At 62.6% G+C, this 19,870-nt stretch carries 18 protein-coding genes; 13 read left to right on the top strand and 5 right to left on the bottom strand.

Annotated elements, in window-relative coordinates:
• Positions 1-2: 2 nt before the first annotated feature.
• The 8 genes from P0D71_RS15730 to P0D71_RS15695 all read left to right on the top strand — a co-directional run bounded on the left by P0D71_RS15730 (position 3) and on the right by P0D71_RS15695 (position 8,303).
• Positions 3-611: a lipocalin family protein gene (locus P0D71_RS15730; RefSeq protein ID WP_408185849.1), complete on the top strand. Its 609-nt coding sequence runs from the start codon at positions 3-5 to the stop codon at positions 609-611.
• A gap of 70 nt (positions 612-681) precedes the next feature.
• The gene (locus tag P0D71_RS15725; protein WP_408185850.1) at positions 682-1,458 is read left to right on the top strand and encodes a DUF1295 domain-containing protein; all 777 of its coding nucleotides are present in this window, start codon (positions 682-684) and stop codon (positions 1,456-1,458) included.
• A gap of 68 nt (positions 1,459-1,526) precedes the next feature.
• Positions 1,527-2,639, top strand: a complete 1,113-nt coding sequence (locus tag P0D71_RS15720; RefSeq protein ID WP_408480892.1) for an SAM-dependent methyltransferase — start codon at positions 1,527-1,529, stop codon at positions 2,637-2,639.
• A gap of 297 nt (positions 2,640-2,936) precedes the next feature.
• Positions 2,937-3,743 carry a class I SAM-dependent methyltransferase gene (locus P0D71_RS15715; protein ID WP_408480890.1) on the top strand — a complete coding sequence of 269 codons (807 nt, stop codon included), beginning with the start codon at positions 2,937-2,939 and terminating at the stop codon, positions 3,741-3,743.
• A 198-nt stretch (positions 3,744-3,941) separates the two neighbouring features.
• On the top strand, positions 3,942-4,541 hold the full coding sequence (locus tag P0D71_RS15710; RefSeq protein WP_408294821.1) for a cytochrome b: 600 nt from the start codon (positions 3,942-3,944) through the stop codon (positions 4,539-4,541).
• 48 nt (positions 4,542-4,589) lie between these two features.
• Positions 4,590-6,041: a glycosyltransferase family 2 protein gene (locus P0D71_RS15705; RefSeq protein ID WP_408480888.1), complete on the top strand. Its 1,452-nt coding sequence runs from the start codon at positions 4,590-4,592 to the stop codon at positions 6,039-6,041.
• Between the two features lie 171 nt (positions 6,042-6,212).
• A complete protein-coding gene (locus tag P0D71_RS15700) occupies positions 6,213-7,433 on the top strand; it encodes a Rieske 2Fe-2S domain-containing protein (RefSeq protein ID WP_091805534.1) in 1,221 nt (406 codons plus the stop codon).
• Between the two features lie 453 nt (positions 7,434-7,886).
• Complete coding sequence (locus tag P0D71_RS15695) at positions 7,887-8,303, top strand: rubredoxin (protein WP_408350799.1); 417 nt, start codon at positions 7,887-7,889, stop codon at positions 8,301-8,303.
• A gap of 29 nt (positions 8,304-8,332) precedes the next feature.
• On the opposite strand, the gene P0D71_RS15690 is transcribed toward P0D71_RS15695, so the two are convergent.
• Positions 8,333-9,187 (bottom strand): oxidoreductase, encoded by an 855-nt coding sequence (locus P0D71_RS15690; RefSeq protein WP_408185855.1) that lies wholly within the window; start codon positions 9,185-9,187, stop codon positions 8,333-8,335.
• 174 nt (positions 9,188-9,361) lie between these two features.
• Positions 9,362-10,291, bottom strand: a complete 930-nt coding sequence (locus P0D71_RS15685; protein ID WP_091805544.1) for a LysR family transcriptional regulator — start codon at positions 10,289-10,291, stop codon at positions 9,362-9,364.
• Between the two features lie 112 nt (positions 10,292-10,403).
• Between P0D71_RS15685 and lysA the strand changes: the two genes are divergently transcribed.
• Entirely contained in the window at positions 10,404-11,645 is a 1,242-nt protein-coding gene (lysA, locus tag P0D71_RS15680; RefSeq protein WP_408480886.1) for a diaminopimelate decarboxylase, read from the top strand.
• A 12-nt stretch (positions 11,646-11,657) separates the two neighbouring features.
• Here lysA and P0D71_RS15675 read toward each other — a convergent pair whose 3' ends face one another.
• Complete coding sequence (locus P0D71_RS15675) at positions 11,658-12,578, bottom strand: LysR substrate-binding domain-containing protein (RefSeq protein WP_408295211.1); 921 nt, start codon at positions 12,576-12,578, stop codon at positions 11,658-11,660.
• Between the two features lie 123 nt (positions 12,579-12,701).
• Between P0D71_RS15675 and P0D71_RS15670 the strand changes: the two genes are divergently transcribed.
• Together P0D71_RS15670 and P0D71_RS15665 are read left to right on the top strand one after the other, a co-directional pair.
• Positions 12,702-13,469, top strand: a complete 768-nt coding sequence (locus tag P0D71_RS15670) for a transporter substrate-binding domain-containing protein (RefSeq protein ID WP_091805551.1) — start codon at positions 12,702-12,704, stop codon at positions 13,467-13,469.
• A 38-nt stretch (positions 13,470-13,507) separates the two neighbouring features.
• Entirely contained in the window at positions 13,508-14,623 is a 1,116-nt protein-coding gene (locus P0D71_RS15665; RefSeq protein ID WP_408294837.1) for a succinylglutamate desuccinylase/aspartoacylase family protein, read from the top strand.
• Between the two features lie 43 nt (positions 14,624-14,666).
• Here the strand turns inward: P0D71_RS15665 and P0D71_RS15660 are convergent, their stop codons facing one another.
• Both P0D71_RS15660 and P0D71_RS15655 read right to left on the bottom strand, forming a co-directional pair.
• Positions 14,667-14,936 (bottom strand): cupin domain-containing protein, encoded by a 270-nt coding sequence (locus P0D71_RS15660; protein ID WP_408294840.1) that lies wholly within the window; start codon positions 14,934-14,936, stop codon positions 14,667-14,669.
• A 146-nt stretch (positions 14,937-15,082) separates the two neighbouring features.
• Positions 15,083-17,236: a phosphocholine-specific phospholipase C gene (locus P0D71_RS15655; RefSeq protein ID WP_408294843.1), complete on the bottom strand. Its 2,154-nt coding sequence runs from the start codon at positions 17,234-17,236 to the stop codon at positions 15,083-15,085.
• 150 nt (positions 17,237-17,386) lie between these two features.
• Between P0D71_RS15655 and P0D71_RS15650 the strand changes: the two genes are divergently transcribed.
• Positions 17,387-17,698 (top strand): hypothetical protein, encoded by a 312-nt coding sequence (locus tag P0D71_RS15650; protein ID WP_408294846.1) that lies wholly within the window; start codon positions 17,387-17,389, stop codon positions 17,696-17,698.
• Positions 17,699-17,853: 155 nt separating this feature from the next.
• Entirely contained in the window at positions 17,854-19,836 is a 1,983-nt protein-coding gene (locus tag P0D71_RS15645; RefSeq protein ID WP_408480883.1) for an amylo-alpha-1,6-glucosidase, read from the top strand.
• Positions 19,837-19,870 lie beyond the last annotated feature (34 nt).

The raw sequence follows: 19,870 nt of genomic DNA, 5'->3' as shown, positions 1-19,870 counted from the left end.
CCATGCGCCGTGTTGTGCTTACCACCGTCGCCGCCGCTGCTGCGGCATTTCTGCTGTTCTCGCTCGCGGGCTGCTCCAACGATCCGCCCAATCCCAACCCGCGCGCGAGCGAACCGCTCTCCACGGTGCCGGTCGACTTGCCGCGCTATATGGGCCGCTGGTACATCATCGCGAACATTCCCTATTTCGCCGAGCGCGACATGGTGGGGAGCCGCGCGGAATGGAAATTGCGCGACGACGGCAAGATCGAGGACTCGTACTACGGCCGCAAAAAGAGTTTCGACGCCGAGGAAAAGCACTATCAGTTTCTCGACACGCCCGTGCCGGGCAAAGACGGTGGCGAGTGGAGCGTGCAACTGTTCTGGCCGGTCCACGTGACGCAACTGACGCTCTATGTCGATCCGGACTATCGCTACACGATCCTCGGCTATCCCGGCAAAAACCTCGGCTGGATTTTTTCCCGCGAGCCGGACATGAGCGATGAAACGTATCGTGCCCTGCTCGGCCGGCTCGACGCGATGGGTTACGACACGTCGCGCTTCAGACGCGTGCCGCAGCGGCCGGATCAGTTGGGCAAAGCAGGCTTCGCCTCGCCGGGCGACAAGGACTAGCGGGCGCGCCGGACGCATCCGATCGCGCTTTCGAAGCGTATAACCCGCATCGCCTTTGAACGAGGAATCCATGCCAGCACTTGCCGCCGCCGTGATTGCCCTGATTGGGCTCGTCGTGATTTTCAGCGCGGTCTGGGCATGGCAGTTGAAAACCGAAAACGCCGGCATGGTCGATCCCATCTGGGCGTATTCGCTCGGTCTCGTGGCCGTGCTCTACGCGGTGCTCGGCACAGGCGACCCGGTCGCGCGCGCTCTGACCGCGCTAGGTGGGTTGATCTGGGGTGTTCGGCTCGGCACGCATCTGTGGAAGCGCAATGCCGGCAAGCCCGAAGACGCACGCTATCGCCGCTTCCGCGAAGAATGGGGCGACAAGGCGGCGAGCAGGATGTTCTGGTTTTTCCAGTTGCAAGTCGTGATTTCGATGCTGCTTTCGATCGCGTTTCTGGTGCCGTCGTATCGCGGCACAGCGCCGGCCACGGGATGGATCGTACTGGCCGTGGTGGTGTGGATCGTCTCCGTGGCCGGCGAGGGTATAGCGGACCGCCAGTTGCGAGACTTCAAGGCCAATCTGGCGAATCGCGATACCGTGTGCCGCGTCGGCTTATGGCGTTACTCGCGTCATCCGAATTACTTCTTCGAATGCGTGCATTGGCTCGCGTATATCGCACTCTCGATTGGCACGCCGTGGGGCTGGTTCACGCTGCTGCCGCCGGTACTCATGGCGTTTCTATTGCTGAAGCTCTCCGGCATCCCGCTGCTCGAAGAAAGCATGGCAAAGCGGCGCCCCGGTTACGCCGATTACATGCGCACCACCAGCGCATTGATTCCGTGGCCGCCGCGGCAGTGAACGCTCGCGCAGGGCGCCTGCACACTTTCAAAATAAAAATCGCGAAAAAACGATAGGGAGTCTGTTTCATGAGCCTTTCCACCACCGGTCACACCCTGCCGCCGTCACCCGCCGAGCCCGGCGACGGCTGGCTCATTCAGAGCTGCGAACGTGGCTGGCTGCCCAACGGCGTGATCCGTTTCGGCATGCGGCAGTTGATGCGCCAGCGCCTGCGCGACGAAGCGCTCAATAACGGCGAGGTGCGCGCGCAACGCCTCAACCGTCTGCTCGATGATCTGCGTGCGAGCCCGATCGCGATCGAAACGCAAGCCGCCAACACGCAGCATTACGAGGTGCCGGCTTCGTTCTTTCACGCGCATCTCGGGCCGCATCTGAAGTATTCGTGCTGCCTGTATCCGACCGGTAGCGAGACGCTTGCGCAAGCCGAGGCGGCCATGCTGGAACGCTACGCCGAGCGCGCGGAGCTGGCCGACGGTCAGCGGATTCTCGATCTCGGCTGCGGCTGGGGTTCGTTGTCGTTATGGCTGGCGGCGCGCTATCCGAATTCGCGGATCGTCGCGCTATCGAACTCGCACGGGCAGCGCGCGTTCATTGAAGCGCGCGCGGAGCAGGTGGGCTTGCGCAACCTCTCGGTGGTCACGGGCAACATTGTCGATTTCGAATTCAATGACGAACAGCTTGGCTGCGGCTTTGATCGCGTGGTATCGATCGAGATGTTCGAGCATATGAAAAACTACGGCTTGCTGCTCGCGAAAATTGCGGGCTGGATGCGCGAGGACGCCAAGCTGTTCGTGCACATCTTCGTACACCGCACGCTCGCGTATCACTTTCAGGTGCAGGACGGCAGCGACTGGATGTCGAAATATTTCTTCACCGGCGGCACCATGCCGTCCGAGGCGCTGCTGCTCAATTTCCAGGACGACCTGCGCATGGAGCGGCAGTGGTGGGTGAGCGGCACGCATTACGAGCGCACGGCGAATCATTGGCTCGCCGCGCTCGACGCGGCACGTGACCGGGTAATGCCGATGCTCGTCGATACCTACGGCGCGCGCGATGCGGCCGTGTGGCTGCAACGCTGGCGCATGTTCTATATGGCCGTGGCCGAGCTGTTCGGCTATGCAAACGGGAACGAGTGGGGGGTCGGTCACTATCGGTTTGTGAAGCGGTTTGTGGAGCGTTGAGCAACGGCCGGCGAGGTTCTCCAACCCCCAAAGCGGGATACGGCGTGCCGGCCGCCTTTCATTGGGTTTGCGCGCGCGCCTTTCTGAGGGGCGCCGTATCGTAGAAGCAGCACTGACGATTTGTCGTGTTGCCGGAAACTGCGCAGCGATATGGGTATCCAATCAGAATCGATCCTGAAGTATGGACGCCCGATCTGATCGAATTGCATGGCAACGTCGGCGGAAATGTGCCGCAGCAACGACAATGGCGTTCTGTTCGCTTGCCTGTTGCCGCAACCCACCTGCCAGGAACCGCCGATGACCGCTCCGATTCCCTTCGTCCCCGACCGCTTCAAGACCAACGCCGCGCATTACCTGGCGGGGCGTCAACCGTATTCGCCGCGCTTGATTCGCCGCGTCGCTCAGTCCTGCGAGCTCGGCGGTTCGCACCGGCTGCTCGATCTCGGCTGCGGGCCGGGGCAGCTGTCGCAGGCGTTTTCCTCGTGGGTCGGTTCGGGTCTCGCGCTCGACCCCGAACCGGAAATGCTGCGCATCGCGGCAGGCCTGGGCGCTGGAATTGCTCCGAATATCGAATACCGCCAGGGCAGCTCTTATGATCTGTCGCCGGCATTCGGGCGCTTTCGGTTGGCTGTCATCGGCCGCGCGTTTCACTGGATGGACCGGCCCGACACGCTCGCGAGGCTGGACGCGCTGATTGAGCCGGAAGGCGCGCTCGCACTGTTCTCGACGGCGATGGTCACCGACGCGCCGATTGCTTGGCTCGCGCCCTATCAGGCGTTGCTCGAAGAATACGCGCAGAGCGACCCGGCACGCGTGCAGCGCACGTCGGACGACTGGGAGAGTCACGACACGGTGCTCGCAAAGTCGTCATTTTCGGCGCTGGAGCGCGTGTCGATTGTCGAAACACGGCGGACGTCGGTTGAATCGCTGATCGAGCGGCCCTTGTCGATGTCGAGTCTGTCGCGTGAGCGGCTCGGCGAGCGGCTGGACGAACTGCAAGCCCGCATCCGGCAGCTACTGGATGCGCATGCAACCAACGGCTGGGTCGAGGAGCGAATCGAGTCGATCGCGCTGATCGCACGGCGCGAGGCAACGCTCGGCTAGGCTGCAATGGCGGCTTTGCGCCGCGCGCGCGAAATAATCTGAAACATACTAGAAACATACTATTAAGCGTGTGGCGGAATAAAGCCGCACACTGGGGCGTTCTCCTACCGTGCTGCGGTGCCATGCGCCTGAATCCGCCTCGGCATGACGGGAATATCAAACAGTTTTCGCAGCAATGAATCTGCGGACGGAACAATCATGAACACGCACGCCGACTCTTTGGCCGACTCGAGCGGCACGCCAGTGCCGTCCCGTTACACCCGCACGGCCATGGTGCTGCACTGGCTGATCGCGCTGCTGATGATCGGCAACGTGGTGCTCGGCCTGAGCGCGGATTCGCTGCCGGACGACTGGGTGCGCCCGGTGATCGACACCCACAAGTCGATCGGTATCACGGTGCTGGGTCTCGCGCTCATGCGCATCTTGTGGCGTGTGTCGCACAAGCCGCCGCCGTTGCCGCGCGAGTTTCCGTCGTGGGAGAAGATCGCCGCGCACGTCGCGCATTTTCTGCTGTATCTGCTGATGATTGCGCTGCCGCTGTCCGGCTGGCTGCACGATTCCGCATGGAAAGACGCGGCGACGCACCCCATGCGCCTGTTCGACCTGTTCCCCTGGCCGCGTATCGGCTATGTGATGAATCTCGATCCGACGCTCAAGGAAAGCTTGCACGACCGCTTCGGCGCGTTGCATACGTGGCTCGGCTACGCGCTCTATGCGCTGCTGGCAATGCATATCGGCGGGGCGTTGAAGCATCAGTGGATCGATCGCAAGTCGGTTCTGAAGCGCATGGTGCCGTAAGCGCCGCGTCCACTTATCAACCGCAGCACAGACTACCCGGCAGTCATTTTGAAGAAAACCCTGGAACAGGCTCTCGCGCTCGCGTCGCCGCGCATTGTGCCGCGTCGCTCGACGCCGTTGAGTACGTTGATTCACCTGAGCGTGGTCGTGCTGTGGCTGCTGCTGTTCGCGCGCGCCTTCTTTCTGCAGGGCGCGCTCGCGTGGTCGACGGGCATTGCCTACGTGGTGTACGACACCTTGCTGCTGGCGTTCGTCACGTGGAAGACGCTGCCGTTGATGCGGCGTACGCCGCCGCTCGAGCCTGAGTTCGAGCGGCGCAGCTTGCCGAGCATGGGCGTGATCGTCGCCTCGCATAACGAAGCGGCGGTGCTGCCGGTGACGCTTGCCGCGCTGTTGCGGCAGACGCATGGGCCGGCGCAGATCGTCATTGCCGACGACGGCTCTACCGACTCGACGCGCGAGCTTCTGATCGAGCGCTTCGGCCTCACGGCGGCCGCTGACGGCGTGCTGAGCGCACCCAGCGCGCTGTATCCGAACCTGTTCTGGCTGCGCGTGCCGCACGGCGGCAAGGCGCGCGCGCTGAACGCCGCGATCACCGTGATGACCACGGAAACCGTCATGACGGTCGACGCCGACACCCTGCTCGACGACGACGCCACCTACGCCATGCGCGCCGCTTTCGCGAGCGAACCGAGGCTCGTCGCCGCCGCCGGCATTCTGGTGCCGGTATGCGGCAAGTCGGTGTCGGGGCGCGTGTTCGAGTGGTTCCAGACCTACGAGTACATGCGCAACTTCATCGCCCGTTTTGCGTGGATGCGCGCCGACAGCCTGCTGCTGATTTCGGGGGCCTTCGCGTCGTTCAGGCGCGACGCGCTGGTCGACGTGGGCGGCTTCGATCCGCAGTGCCTGGTTGAAGACTACGAGCTGATTCACCGGCTGCGCCGTTATTCGGTCGACCACGGCCTCGACTGGGACGTGCGCGTGGTCGGCGAGGCGCATGCTCACACCGACGCACCGGACAATCTCGCCAGTTTTCTGCGTCAACGGCGCCGCTGGTTCGCGGGCTTCCTGCAAACGCAGTACTGGAACCGCGACATGACCGGCAATCCGCGCTACGGCACGCTCGGCATGCTGATGCTGCCGGTCAAGGCGATCGACACCATGCAGCCGATCTACGGCTTGACCGCTTTTGCGCTGCTGCTCGCTTTTCTGCTCGGTGGGCATGGCGCGATCGTCGTGTCGATCTTCAGCGTGATCGGCCTGAAAACGGCAATCGATCTCGCGTTCTATCTGTGGAGCATCCATCTGTATCGGCGCTGGACCGGCGAGCGCACCGGCTCCAGTTTATGGATGGCGGCGTTCGCGGCGATTACCGAGCCGTTCACGTTCCAAGTGGTGCGGCACGTGGGCGCCACGCTCGGCTGGCTGCATTTCCTGCGTGGCGGACGGTCGTGGGGCGTGCAGCGCCGCTCAGGGCTGGTGGCGCACGACGAAGGCTAACGCGGTGCCCTTTTTTAAGGCGGTGTTCCGGGTGACGGGACGGTGCGATTGCGCGGCAAGGCACGCGGTCCGCGAACCCAAGCGGTGTCGGGTTCTAGTAGACTGGCGACGACGCCGCCCGCAACCTGCAGGGCGGCAACCTTCTATCCGCCCGTGCACGGAGACCCACCTATGCATGCTGTGCCCCCGCTAGAACAAGACACCGGCGATGCGACCGTCGATGTGTCGCCCCCCCAGACAGCATCGCAAAAAGCCGCTCACGCGCCCGGCCAGGCTGCCAACGACGCGCCGGTGCGCGATCTGCGCCGCGTCGGCATCCACCCAGACTACTGGTATCCGCTTGCGTGGTCGCATGAGGTGAAGCGGGGCAAGACGCATGGTGTCACGTTCGCGGGCGACCCGATCGTGCTGGCGCGCACGGAGGGCGGCAAGGTGTTCGCGCTCGAGGACCGCTGTGCGCATCGTCAGGTGCCATTGCATCAAGGCGTGGTGGATGGCGAATCGATCCGCTGCGGCTACCACGGCTGGACGTACGACTGCTCGGGCAAGTGCATCGACGTGCCCTATCTGGGCCGCGACCGTCTGCCGAATGGCGTGCGCTCCTATCCGTGCCGCGAAGTCGAAGGCCTGATCTTCGTTTTCCCCGGCGACGCCGCTCTGGCCGAACAACGGCCCATGCCGGATCTCGGCTCGGTGTCGGACACGAAGTACAAGACGCGCCGTTTCGGCCGTCCGGTGAATTGCCACTACTCGTTCATGCACGAGAACCTGATGGACATGAACCATCAGTTTTTGCATCGCAAGCAGATGGGGCAGATGCGGGCGCGTTCGCTCGGCCGGCGCCGTGGCGAGGGCTGGGTCGAAGTCGATTACACGTTTGCGCGCATGGCCGGTCAGCAGCCGATCGGCGAAGCGATCGTGTTCGGCCAGAGCCGCAAAACCGGCGGCGACAACGACAAGGACGTGATGACGATCCGCACCGAATATCCGTATCAGACGCTGCAGATCCGCACGTCCGAGCAGACGTTGGTGATGAATCTGTGGATCGTCTACGTGCCGCTCGATCGTGAGCAGCGCACCAACCGCACGTTCGGGCTGCTGTCGATTCGCAAACCGGGCATTCCCGGCGTGCTGAATCTCGCGTGGCCGCTGCTGGTGTGGTTCACCGAACGCATTTTCAAGGAAGACCGCGAAATCGTCGAAGCCGAACAGCGCGCCCATGACTCGCAAGGCGCGGACTGGAATCACGAGGTATTTCCGGTCATCAACGAACTGCGCGCGTTGCTGCGCGAGAGCGGCGCGCCGGATCAGGTCGTGGGCGCCGGCACGGGCGATACGGCGGTGATTCGCTTCTGGGATTCGCGTCAGGGCAGCCCGCTCGCGAAGAGCTGATAGGCCGGCCTCTTTGAAGCCGGACGCCTCGTGCCAGTGACAATATCGCGCGGATAATTCGTAAGAAAAACTTTCCCCTTCGTGGGGAATTAATCCATCTCCGGACGGTAGGGAATCCCGGGCGATCGAGCGGCGATAATGGCAGCTAATGCACGGCGGTTTGCGCTAATCGACATGCGCCGGCCGCGTACCCGTGTACCATTTCGCTTTTTCCGATCTTCAAGACTAGCCCGTGACTACGCAACACATCCCTACCGCAACCCGTAAATCCCTCACTCTGCTGCAATTGCTGGGCCTCATCGGCGCCGCCGGCCTGATCGCCGCCATCGTGCTGAACCAGTTCGTCTAATCTCTGCGCGAAGTCTCGACGCAACGCTTCCGACCCCTGCCGGCACGTCTCGAAGAAAGTCTCTTTGGGGCGCGCTGCCGGCTTCATCGATATTCCGATTTGCCATGTACAAGAAGGGCGTAGCCGTAGAAATCCAGTTTTCCCCCGAGCGGCTCAACGACGGCGCCGGCGATCCCTACTGGATCGATCTGACGCAGGCCGAAGCAGAGCGGCTGCTGGAAAGCCTGCAGGCGCGTCTCGCGGAAACCGGCGAGGGCACGGCCGCGCCGTTGGTGGTGAGCCTGGATGAAACGCCGGCGTCGCACGCGGCCGAAGCGCCGCAGGCGTCCGCCGACGGTGCGGCCTGCGCGGACGATTTCAAGCAGTGGGTCTGCGTGATCTGCGGCTGGGTCTACGACGAAGCGGCGGGCTTGCCGGACGAAGGCATTGCGCCGGGCACCCGCTGGGCGGACGTCCCGGCCGACTGGCGCTGCCCGCTTTGCGACGTGGGCAAGGAAGACTTCGCGCTGGTCGAGTTTTAACCCGGCCAACGGATAACTCGCGCGGCTGATTAACCCGCGCCCTCCGGAAAATCCGCGCCTACCGTGGTGGCTTCCCATGCATCGAAATCGCCACGCATGAAGTCCAGCTTCTTGCGCGCCAGTTCGAGTGCGACTTTGCCGAGCAGCAAACGCAGCGGCGGTTTGTCCGACAGCGCAGCGTCGATGATTGCCTGCGCCGCGCGCACCGGGTCGCCCGCCTGCTTGCCGCTGCGCGCCTCGGTCTGCTTGCGGCGTTCGCCGGCCGTGGCCGCGTAGTCGTCGATCACTGTCGCCGACTGTTTGATCGACGGACCCGCCCAGTTGGTGCGGAACGGTCCGGGCTCGACGATCAACACGTCGATGCCGAGCGGTTTCACCTCGGTCGCCAGCGACTCGGATAGACCCTCCACCGCGTATTTGGTGGCGTGGTAATAGCCGGTCGCCGCGAAGCTCGTAATGCCGCCAATCGACGACACGTTGACGATCAAGCCGCTGTGCTGCTCACGCATAATCGGCAGGACGGCCTTGGTCATGTCGACCAGACCGAACACGTTGGTTTCGAACATGGCGCGGACTTCGTCGTCTTCGCCTTCCTCGATCGCGGCCAGATAACCATAGCCCGCGTTGTTGACGAGCGCATCGACGCGGCCAAAACGTTGCCTGGTTTGCGTGACCACGTCTTCGATCTGCTTGGGGTTCGTCACGTCGAGCGGCAGAACCAGTGCGCGATCGGCGTGGCCTTCCACGATATCTTTTACTTTCGACGGGTCGCGCGCGGTGACCACGGCGCGCCAGCCGCGTTCCAGCACCAGCTTTGCCAGCTCGCGGCCGAATCCGGTGGAACATCCTGTGATCAGCCAGACGGGATTATCTCGATTCATCATTTGGGAAACTCCTGTTGATGTCTACGACATAAGAGGACTCCATGCGGCGCGAGCGCGCTGTGCGCCGTTCGCGTGCGCAATCGGTTTGCTGCAGTGCTTAGCTTGAAGCGTGCCCGGACTTTTTTCGGTGGGTGCCGGCGGCCGTTCGCGTGCTTGGATGCGAGAACGACGCCGTTATTGCTGCTTGCGTCCGGTGTGGATTTTCAATTGTAGCCGGAGCGCGGCGGCTTCGCTTTGCAGCGCCTGAACGAACGCGCCGGCGAGCGGGTGGCCCGGACGATGTTCCGGATGAATCACGCTCACGCGAAACGGCAACGACACGGCGAGCGGCCGGATATGCAGGTTGCGGCCCGCGAAATCGAGAGCGGTTAGCGGATTGACGATCGCGACGCCAAGACCTTGCCGCACGAAACTGCACACCGAGACCGCCGTGGGCGTCTCGACGAGCTGGCGGCGCGCGATATTCGCTTGCGCGAAGGCTTCGTCGATCTGAATCCGGTACGGATCGTTTGACGACAGGCTGATGAAAGGCTGATTCGCGAAATCTTTCAACGCGATCACGCGCTTGTTGAGCAATGGATGTCCGTCAGGCAGCACGCACACTTCATCCACTTCGAGCAATGGCGTGAGGCGCGTGCCCGCTGGCGGCGCGCCATGTTCGGTCAAGCCGAGGTCATAGCGCTGGGCCGTCAGCCATTCTTCCAGAAACGGTGATTCCTGCGTTGCGATCGACAAACTCGCGCCGGGTTGGGCGTCGTGAAAGCGCTTCGCCGCGCCCGGCAGGATCGAATGCGAAAACGCGGGCAAAGCGATCACGGACAACTGGCCGCCCTGGAATTCACGCAGGCTGGCGGCGGTTGACGCCACACGTTCGAGCCCGACATACGCACGCTTGATCTCGTCGAACAGCATGAGCGCGGACAGGGTGGGTCGCAGCCGGCCATTCGTGCGCTCGAACAAGGCAAAGCCGATGCTCTGTTCCATGCGCGCGAGTTCGCGGCTCACGGTGGGCTGCGAGGTGAAGAGCATCTCCGCCGCTTTGGTGACGCTGCCCGCTGTCATCAGCGCGCGGAAGACTTCGATATGCCGATGCGTGAGCGCCATGATGGGTATATCAGAAGTGAATGGAGTTGCCAGGAATTGGTATTTTACTGAATGCCACGTTTTTAGCATGATGTCGTTGACACCAACGCTTTGACATCGAGAGACGGGGACCGTGACGCCATTCAATCCGCAACAATTCGTCGGACTCGCGCAAGAGCATGGCACGCCGCTTTGGGTCTACAACGCAGACCTGATCCGCGAGCGCATTGCCGAATTGCGCAGCTTCGACGTGATCCGCTACGCGCAGAAGGCGTGTTCGAACCTGCATATCCTCAAACTGATGCGCGACGAAGGCGTCATGGTCGACGCCGTCTCGTTGGGCGAAATCGGTCGTAGTCTTGCGGCGGGTTTTGCACCAGAAGGCGATCCAGAAGGCGTCGTGTTCACGGCGGATCTGATCGATCATGCGACGCTTTCCACTGTGGTCGAACACCGCATCACAGTCAACGCGGGTTCGCTCGATATGCTCGAGCGGATAGGACGCCATGCGCCCGAAGGCCATCGCGTCTGGCTGCGGATCAATCCAGGCTTCGGCCACGGGCACAGCAACAAGACGAACACGGGCGGCGAGCATAGCAAGCATGGCATCTGGCTCGACGACGTGCCGCGCGCGATTGAACTGGTCCGGCGTTATCGTCTGAAGCTGGTCGGGTTGCACATGCATATCGGCTCGGGCGTCGACTATGGGCATCTGTCGCGCGTCTGCGAGGCGATGGTCGAAGCTGTGAAGGGGCTGGGCCACGATATCGAAGCAATTTCCGCGGGCGGCGGTCTGTCGGTGCCGTACCGCGAAGGCGAGCCCGATATCGATGTGGCGCATTACTTCCGGCTCTGGGACGCGGCGCGGCGGCAGATCGAAGCGCACGTCGGGCATGGCGTGAGGCTGGAGATCGAACCGGGGCGCTTTCTGGTTGCGCAGGCGGGCGTGCTCGTGGCGGAAGTCCACGCGTTGAACTCGCGCCCCACGCAGCAGTTTGCTTTGGTGGATGCTGGATTCAACGATCTGGTGCGGCCGTCGTTTTACGGCAGCCATCATGAGATGACGGTGCTGAGACGTGATGGCTCGCCGAGTGACGCACCGGCTGATTCGTTCGCGGTGGCCGGGCCGCTGTGCGAAGCCGGCGATGTTTTCACCCAGGCCGCGGGCGGTGTCATGACGAGTCGCTCAATGCCGACGCCCGCAGTGGGCGACTTCATCGTGTTTCACGATGCGGGTGCGTACGGCGCGTCGATGTCTTCGAACTACAACAGCCGGCCGCTCGCGCCCGAGGTGTTGCTGGAGTGTGGCAAGCCTAGACTGATTCGTCGTCGTCAAACGCTCGATGAGTTGCTCGCGCTCGAAATAGCGGTTTGATTCCAGCGTCGCTCAACGCGCCCGCACCGTGCGCGTGTAGGAAGCGATCATGGTGGCGAGTTCCTGCGCAGCGGGCGTAAGCGGAATGGCGGCGCGCTGCAACAGGCAGACGTTCTGCTCGACCGCGCGCTCGCGCACGGGAATCGAGGTGAGCGTGCTCGCAAACGGCCCACGCTTCACAACGATCGACGACTCCAGCGAGAGGCAATCCGTTGCGCCCACCAGATGCAGCGTCTCGTACAAGCCTTCCACCGTCGCGACGATATTCGGCGGCGGCAAGCCGTGGCTCTCGAACAGATGGCTCAGTCGATTGATTTGCGGGTCGGCCGTGAGATTCGGCGAGCGCGTGGCGACCCACGTGCAATCGACCAGTTCGGCTAGCGACGTCGCGCCCGCTTTCGGATGCCCCTGGCGGCAGACGATCACCGGATCGGACGGATAAAGCGGCATGACCGAGAGATCGGCGGTATCCGTATGCTTCGATACCAGCGCAACCGCGAAATCCAGCGTGCCTTCGCGAATCCACGAAATCATCATGCGCGAGGTGCCGGTCCGCAGATGCACCGCGACCCGCTCGAAGCGCGTGCGAAATTCCATCAGCACCGGCGCGAACGCATCGACGAGCGGCTCGGTCGTCATGCCGAACGTGACCTCGCCGACATAGTCGCCTTGTAGTTGCTGCACTTCCTGCTCCGCGCGTTCGCATTCGCCGATGATCGCACCGGCCCGCTGCAACAGCCGCTGGCCGAGCGCGGTCAGCGCAATGCCCCGATTCGTGCGGGTGAAGAGCGTGGCGCCGAGCATGGATTCGAGGTTCTGCAATTGCTGCGTGATGCCACTCTGCGCAATGCCGAGCGCCCGCGAGGCCGCGCGGATGCTGCCGTGCTCGGCGACGGCGGTGAATGCTCGGAGTTGGGAGATCGTCAGCGCCATGGAGGCTGCCATCCGGTGATCGGGAAAAGTGATCATGATAGTCCGATCGGGACTTCTTTGAGGCGCGGGCGCCACATAGGATGGCACCGTAGTCAATCCGCCCACCTCACACTCCGTCCTCCCATGAAAATTTCGCTGATGATCTTGAGCGCCGCGCTGGCTTTCAGCAGTGGCGCGTTTGCCGCTGATTCCACCACGCTGCGCCTCGGCATCGATCCGACCTATCCGCCGATGGACTCCAAAGCGCCCGACGGCAGTTTCAAAGGCTTCGACGTCGATCTCGGCAATGAAATCTGCAAGCGCATTCACGCGCGCTGCCAGTGGGTGGAACTCGAATTCTCCGGGATGATTCCTGCGTTGCAGGCGCGCAAGATCGACGCGATCCTGTCTTCAATGGCGATCACGGAAAAGCGCGAACAGCAGATTCTGTTTTCGTCGAAGCTGTTCCAGTTCAAATCGCGGCTGATCGCGCGGCAAGGCTCCGCGCTCGCGGGCGGCTTGAACGCGCTGGCCGGCAAGTCGATCGGCGTGCAGTCGGGCACGCAGTTCGAAGGGTATGCGCTGAAGAACTGGGCGCCGCTCGGCGTGCACGTGGTGGCGTACAAGAGCCAGGAAGAAGTCTTCGCCGACCTGGAGAACGGGCGACTCGACGGGGCGTTGCTCGGTTCGGTGGAGGCGGACTATGGATTCTTGCGCACGCCGGCGGGCAAGGGCTTTGCGTTCGTGGGCGAACCGCTCTCGATGGGCGATCGCGGCGTAGGCATCGGCTTGCGTAAGGACGAGACTGCGGTGCAGGCCTCGATCAACGAGGCGATCGCCTCGATGCGCAAGGACGGCACGTATGCGCAGATCGCGAAGAAGTACTTCGACTTCGATCCGTACGGAAACTGATTCTCCGACTCCCGACTTTCTTCTAAAGACTCACGCTCATGAACAGGCAATCGATTCCGCTTCTCTCGCCGGCTATCGGCACGCACCGTGAACTGGTGTCGTTTCACTTCGGACCCGCGAATAGCGGTCAGAAGATCTATATCCAGTCGTCGCTGCATGCCGATGAAACGCCCGCCATGCTGACGACGGTATTGCTCAAGCGCCGTTTGCTCGAACTGGAGAAGCAGGGTGCGCTGAACGCGGAAATCGTCCTGGTGCCGGTAGCGAATCCGGTCGGGCTCGGACAATATGTGCTCGGCCAGTTTCTTGGCCGCTTCGATCTGGGCAGCGGGAAGAACTTCAATCGCCACTTCCTGCAGTTTCCGAAGTTGGTGGCCCAAGCCAAAGAAGTGTTGGGTTCCGATGCCGCCGAGAATGTGCGGATTGTTCGCCAGTTGATTGGCGAAGAACTGGCCGCGCAGAAACCGTTGACGGAATTCGAATCGCTGCAACTGGCAATGCTGAAACTCTCGTTCGATGCGGATGTGATTATCGATCTGCACTGTTCGCTCGAAGCCGCGATGCATCTCTATACGAGCGAGGCCGCGTGGGCCGAGTTCGAGCCTTTGTCGCGCTATCTCGGGGCGCAGGCGTCGTTGCTCGCCACCAACTCGGGCGGCGAAGCATTCGACGAAACGCATAGCCTGTTGTGGTGGCAATTGCAGCAGGCGTTGCCGGCCGACAAGCCGGTGCCTACCGGTGCGATTGCCGTGACCGTGGAATGCCGCGGACAGCGCGACGTCTCCTACGAGGTCGCCCAGGAAGATGCCGACGCGCTGGTGGATTACCTCGTGTGGCGCAGAGCGATCCAGCTCGAAGCGAAGCCTTTACCGGAATTGCTGGCGCCGGCCACCCCGCTGGCCGGCAGCGAACAGTTCTATGCGCCTGTGAGCGGAATCCTCATTCATCGCGCGAAGATTGGCGACACGATTCGCGTCGGGCAACCGCTATTCGATATCGTCGATCCGCTGACGGACGAGACGACAACCATCGTCAGCAAAACGGAAGGTGTGTTCTACATGCGACGCGCGATTCGCTTTGTGACGGCCGGCGCACCGCTCGGGCGCGTAACGGGCACGCGCCCTTTCAGGACCGGGGTATTGCTGGGCGCCTGACAGTTCTCTTTCCATGGGCGCGGACTGTCTACCAGGCCGCGCCTTACTGCTTCCTGCCCACCAGATACGTCACGCCGTTCGGGCCATAGCGTTCCGAATGAGGCTTGTTCGCAGGCACGTGGAAAACGTCGCCGACGTGATACGCGCGCTCTTCGTCGCCCACGCGTATATTCATTTCGCCTTCAAGGATCAGTGCCTTGGCTTCGAAGGGATGCTCGTGAACTTCCATCTCTACGTTCGCCTCGCGCGTGACAACCACGGCGTCGGGGAAGCCTTCTTTCGTCAGGCTTTCGGTGAATGCGTTACGGTCCATAGCGTGTGCCTCGGCAAAGCGATAGTGGAGCTTCACTTTAACGCCGCGCGCGATTTTCTGCAGAGCGTGCTCGCGCAATTGGGCTTCGATCGAGCCTTCCAAACCAGCCACGTACCCGATTGAAGCCCAGCGCGCATGACCCGCTCTTAATTCGCCACCAACACCGGCGCGACCGCCGCCGGATCGCTAATGCTCGGCCGCCCATTCTCGACGTGACCCGCAAGGCGGCGCGAGAAGCTGGCGTCGTCGTTGCTCGTCACCGTCAAGTCGTACCAGTGATGGCTCGACGCCAGTATCCACGCTTCTTCGATATGCGCGCCTGCCGGCACCAGCACCGGACGGGCGCGCGCACCGTAGGCGTTGTCCGTCACCGTCAAACGCGCAATGCCGCCGCCCTTGTTGCTGAACTTGAGGAACACGTTACCGTTCGCGACGTCGTATTGCACCTTCACTTCCGGCTCCGCGCGCTTGTTGCTGCCGTGGCCGCCTGCGAACTGCGCGTTCTGCGCCGTCGCCTGCTGCGTGTTGCCCGCAAACTTGCGCACGAAACCATTCGGCCCGAACACTTCGAACGTGTACACGCCGTTGGTCACCGTCAGATCGAACGTTTCGTTGAGCGACTTGCCTGCTTCGACGGTGTAACGCCACGGGCCATCCGTGCGATTGGTCGAGTACAGATAGAAATGCGCGCCCTGATCGCCGGTGTTGCCGATCGAGATTTCGAACGTGTTCTTCTTCGCGTCTGCGTGCCCGTTCACATGCAACTCGTACGGCAACGGGCGCGCGAAGCGAATCCCGCTTTCCTGCGGGTCGATCGCGCCCGGCGTCGCGGGGACGGTCGGCTTCGGCTGCGTGGCGCACTGGTTGTCGGCGATGCTCTTGTAGTTGCTCGTGTCCGGCAGCGGCGGCACCTTCGAGTCCGGCGTGCGGAAGTCGAACGCCGTGGTCAGGTCGCCGCACACCGCGCGGCGCCATGCCGTGATGTTCGGCTCATACACGCCAAAGCGTGCTTCGATGAAGCGAATCACCGACGTGTGATCGAACACCTGCGAGCACACAAAGCCGCCCTTGCTCCACGGCGACACGATGGTCATCGGCACGCGCGGGCCGAGGCCGTAGGGCAGGCCGTCGGCGGTGTAGCTGCCGCCCCGTAACGGATTCACCACGTTGTGAATTTCGCCTTCGGTGCTGACCGTCGACTTGCCTTGCGCGCCGGTCGTGGCCGGTTGCGGCGGCACGAGATGATCGAAGAAGCCGTCGTTCTCGTCGTACATGATGAACAGCACGGTCTTGCTCCAGACTTCGGGATTCGACGTCAGCGCATCCAGAATCTGCGAGGTGTATTCCGCGCCGTATGCGGGCGTGTAGCTCGGGTGTTCCGAGTACGCAGCCGGCGGGCACAACCACGATACTTGCGGCAGCTTGTTGGCCAGCACGTCGGCCTTCAGGTCGGCGATGGTGCGCACGGTTTGCGCGCGCTCATACAACGGCGAACCCGGCTGCGCGTTGATGAAGTTCGTGAAGTTCTGCAGGATGTTGGTGCCGTAGTTGCCGTTCAGCGGATCGGCGCCAGTCAGGCCTTGCTGGTAGACCTGCCACGAAATGCCCGCGGCTTGCAGACGCTCCGGATACGTGGTCCACGAGAGCAACTGGTAATTCGGCGGCCCGTCGCCGTCGACGAAATCGTTGTTGTCGAGCAGCGGACCACCCAGCGTGCCGGTCGGATCGACCATGCCGGTCATCAGATACGAGCGGTTCGGGTGCGTCGGTCCCGGCAGCGAGCAGAAGTAAGCGTCACAGATGGTGAACGCATCGGCCAGCGCGTAATGGAACGGAATGTCGCTGCGCAGGTGATAACCCATCGTCATGTCGGTCTTGGTGGCCGGCCATTGGTCGTAGCGGCCGCCGTCGATTGCGGCATGGGTCTTGTACCAGGAGTGATCCAGATCGCCGACGCATTGCGCGCTGGTGGTCGCCGTGTTCAGATGGAACGGCAGGACCGGCCGGGTCGGATCTTCCTTCGACGGTTGATACCACACCGGCTTGCCGTTGGGCAGCGGAATCGGGAAGCGGTCGTTGTAGCCACGCACACCGCGCAGGTGGCCGAAGTAGTGGTCGAACGAGCGGTTCTCCTGCATGAACACGACGATGTGCTCGACATCGCGGATCGTGCCGGTGCGCGAAAACGCGGGAACGGCAAGTGCGTTGCGAATCGACTCGGGCAGTGCGGTCAGTGCGGCAGCAGCGCCCGCGGATGAAGCCACGGTCTGCAGGAAACGGCGACGGCTAGTTGATGTCATCGAATATCACCTTCTGCGTGGGAAAAGAATAGCGCGGCTCGCGCGCCGGTGGAATCGGGTCAGTTGCTGCTGCTGCTGCTGCCGCTGTCGCCGGGCGCGTAATGCATGACGGGTGCGACTTGCTGGTTGTCCGCGGCGAGACTGGCTTGCATGTTCTGCGTGATCGGATCGGAGGCCGCGGTTGGGTTTGCCGCAAGCGTTGAAGATGCGTTGAGGATCGGCGTGGCGGGCGATATCGCCGCACCGGGCGCGGCATCGTTGCCGGCAACGGCTTGCGATGAAGACGCCGCGGAAGGCGCGGAATCATCCGCACCGCAACCGCTCAACGCTAAAGTTGCAAGCGCAACCAAAGCGGAAAACCGAGCGGCAACCCGAGCGTCACTCGTGAGGCCTTTGTCTCTTCTCATGTTTTGCATCCAGTTCGTGAAAGCGGATGCAGTCTCCAACCCTTTCAAGAAATAATTGTGAAACGTTTGCGAGTGGTAAAACTTGCGTCTGCGAGTCGGTTTTTCGAAAGGAAGCGGAAAGTGATAAGTAGGAGAATGGTCACCGCAGCGCCATGTGCCTGTCGTCCAGGCACACCGAATGATTGACGGCTTTGTTCAACCGGTAAGTTCATGACACACATCGAACGACCTTTCGACATCACGCGTCTCGAAGACGAATGGCTGGAAGCGGATGGCTTCGGCGGGTTCGCGTCAGGTACGGTCGGCATGCTGCGCACGCGCCGTTATCACGCGCTGCTGCTCTCGGCTACGCGTGCGCCAGGCGGGCGTGTCGTGCTTGTCAACGGCGTGGAGGCGTGGCTGGAGGCGAATGGCAAGCGTTATCCGTTGAGCATGCAGCGATACGTGCCGGATCTGATCTATCCGGACCTGACAGCGAGTCTGGTTACGTTCGACACCGCGCCGTGGCCGACGTGGCGTATGCAACTCGACACGCATCTCGTGTTGACCGCCGATGTGTTCGTTAGCAAGGCGACCCGCGAAACGGTTTTGCGCTGGCGTCTGGAGGGTGTCGGAAACAAAGCTGAAGCGATCCCTCTCACATTGAACGTCAGGCCGCTACTATCGGGCCGCGACTACCACGCACTGCATCATGAAAACGCCGCATTCAATTTCAATGCGCAGACGAGCGACGATCGGGCCTGCGTGAACTGGCAACCCTACGGCGATCTGCCGGTGATCCAGTGTGCGACGAACGGCGTCTACACCCACGCGCCGGATTGGTATCGCAACTTCTGCTACGTTCGCGAGCGAGAACGTGGGCTCGATTTCAGCGAGGATCTCGCGACGCCCGGCGTGCTCACCTTCAATCTCGCCGATGGTGAAGCCGTGATGATTCTCAGCGCTTCTCACACTGCGAGCGCAACGCAATCTCCAAACGCAATGGCGGCAGCCGCGCATGCGACAGAACTCGCGCGCATCGAACAACAGCGCCGCGACGCCCTTGGCTCTCGCCTGCAACGTTCTGCCGATACCTACGTGGTCGAGCGCAACGAAGGCCGCACGATCCTCGCGGGTTTTCCGTGGTTCACTGATTGGGGGCGCGACACCTTTATCGCAATGCGCGGCTTGCTGATCGCATCGGGCCGGTTCGACGACGCTGAAGCGATCCTGCTCGAATGGTCAGGCACGCTATCCGAAGGCATGCTGCCAAATCGCTTCCCCGACTATGGCGACACGCCGGAATACAACTCGGTGGATGCGTCGCTGTGGTTCATCGTCGCCGTGCACGACTATCTCGCGACCCATCACGCTAGCGTTGCGACGCAGCAGCGCCTGCAACAGGCGAGCGAATCCATCCTCGCGGGCTACACGAAAGGCACGCGCTTCAACATCCAGGCATCCGCCGACGACGGCCTGCTCAGCGCCGGCGTACCCAGCGTTCAACTCACGTGGATGGATGCGAAAGTCGGCGACTGGGTGGTGACGCCGCGCATCGGCAAGCCGGTCGAAGTGCAGGCGCTCTGGATCAACGCATTGCGCATTGCAGCAACGTGGAATTCGCAGTGGCAGCCTGCCGCCGACCGAGCGTTGCAAGCGTTTCATGAACGCTTCATCGATCCAGCCACGCAAGCGCTCTTCGACAACGTGGATGTCGATCACGTCAAAGGCGCGATCGACCGCTCGATCCGCCCCAACCAGATCTTCGCCATAGGCGGCCTGCCGTTTCCCTTGCTGCAAGGCGCGGCGGCGCGTGCGGTGCTCGATCAGGTCGAAGCGCTGTTGCTCACGCCGCTGGGGCTGAGGACGCTCGCACCGTCCGACCCGGCTTATCGCGGGCACTACGGCGGGCCTCCATTGGAGCGCGATGGCGCCTATCATCAAGGAACCGCGTGGCCGTGGCTGCTCGGTCCGTTTGTCGAAGCGTGGCTGCGAATCCACGGCGGCGAGGCGGACGCCCGCATGCAAGCGAAAACGCGCTTTCTCGACCCGCTCTACGCGCATCTCGATCATGCCGGCCTCGATCATCTCTCTGAAATCGCCGATGGCGACGCGCCGCACGCTCCGGCCGGCACGCCCTTTCAGGCCTGGTCGCTGGGCGAGTTGCTGCGCATGGAAACGCTGCTTGCCCGGTTGCCGACCGCCGGCGCCTAAACCGCGCTACGATGTGTGTCCCACCGCCAAGCCT

The organism is Paraburkholderia sp. RL17-383-BIF-A (genome assembly GCF_046028015.1).
In the GTDB taxonomy this organism is placed as follows: Bacteria; Pseudomonadota; Gammaproteobacteria; order Burkholderiales; family Burkholderiaceae; genus Paraburkholderia.
This window is presented reverse-complemented; position numbering and strand designations above follow the sequence as displayed.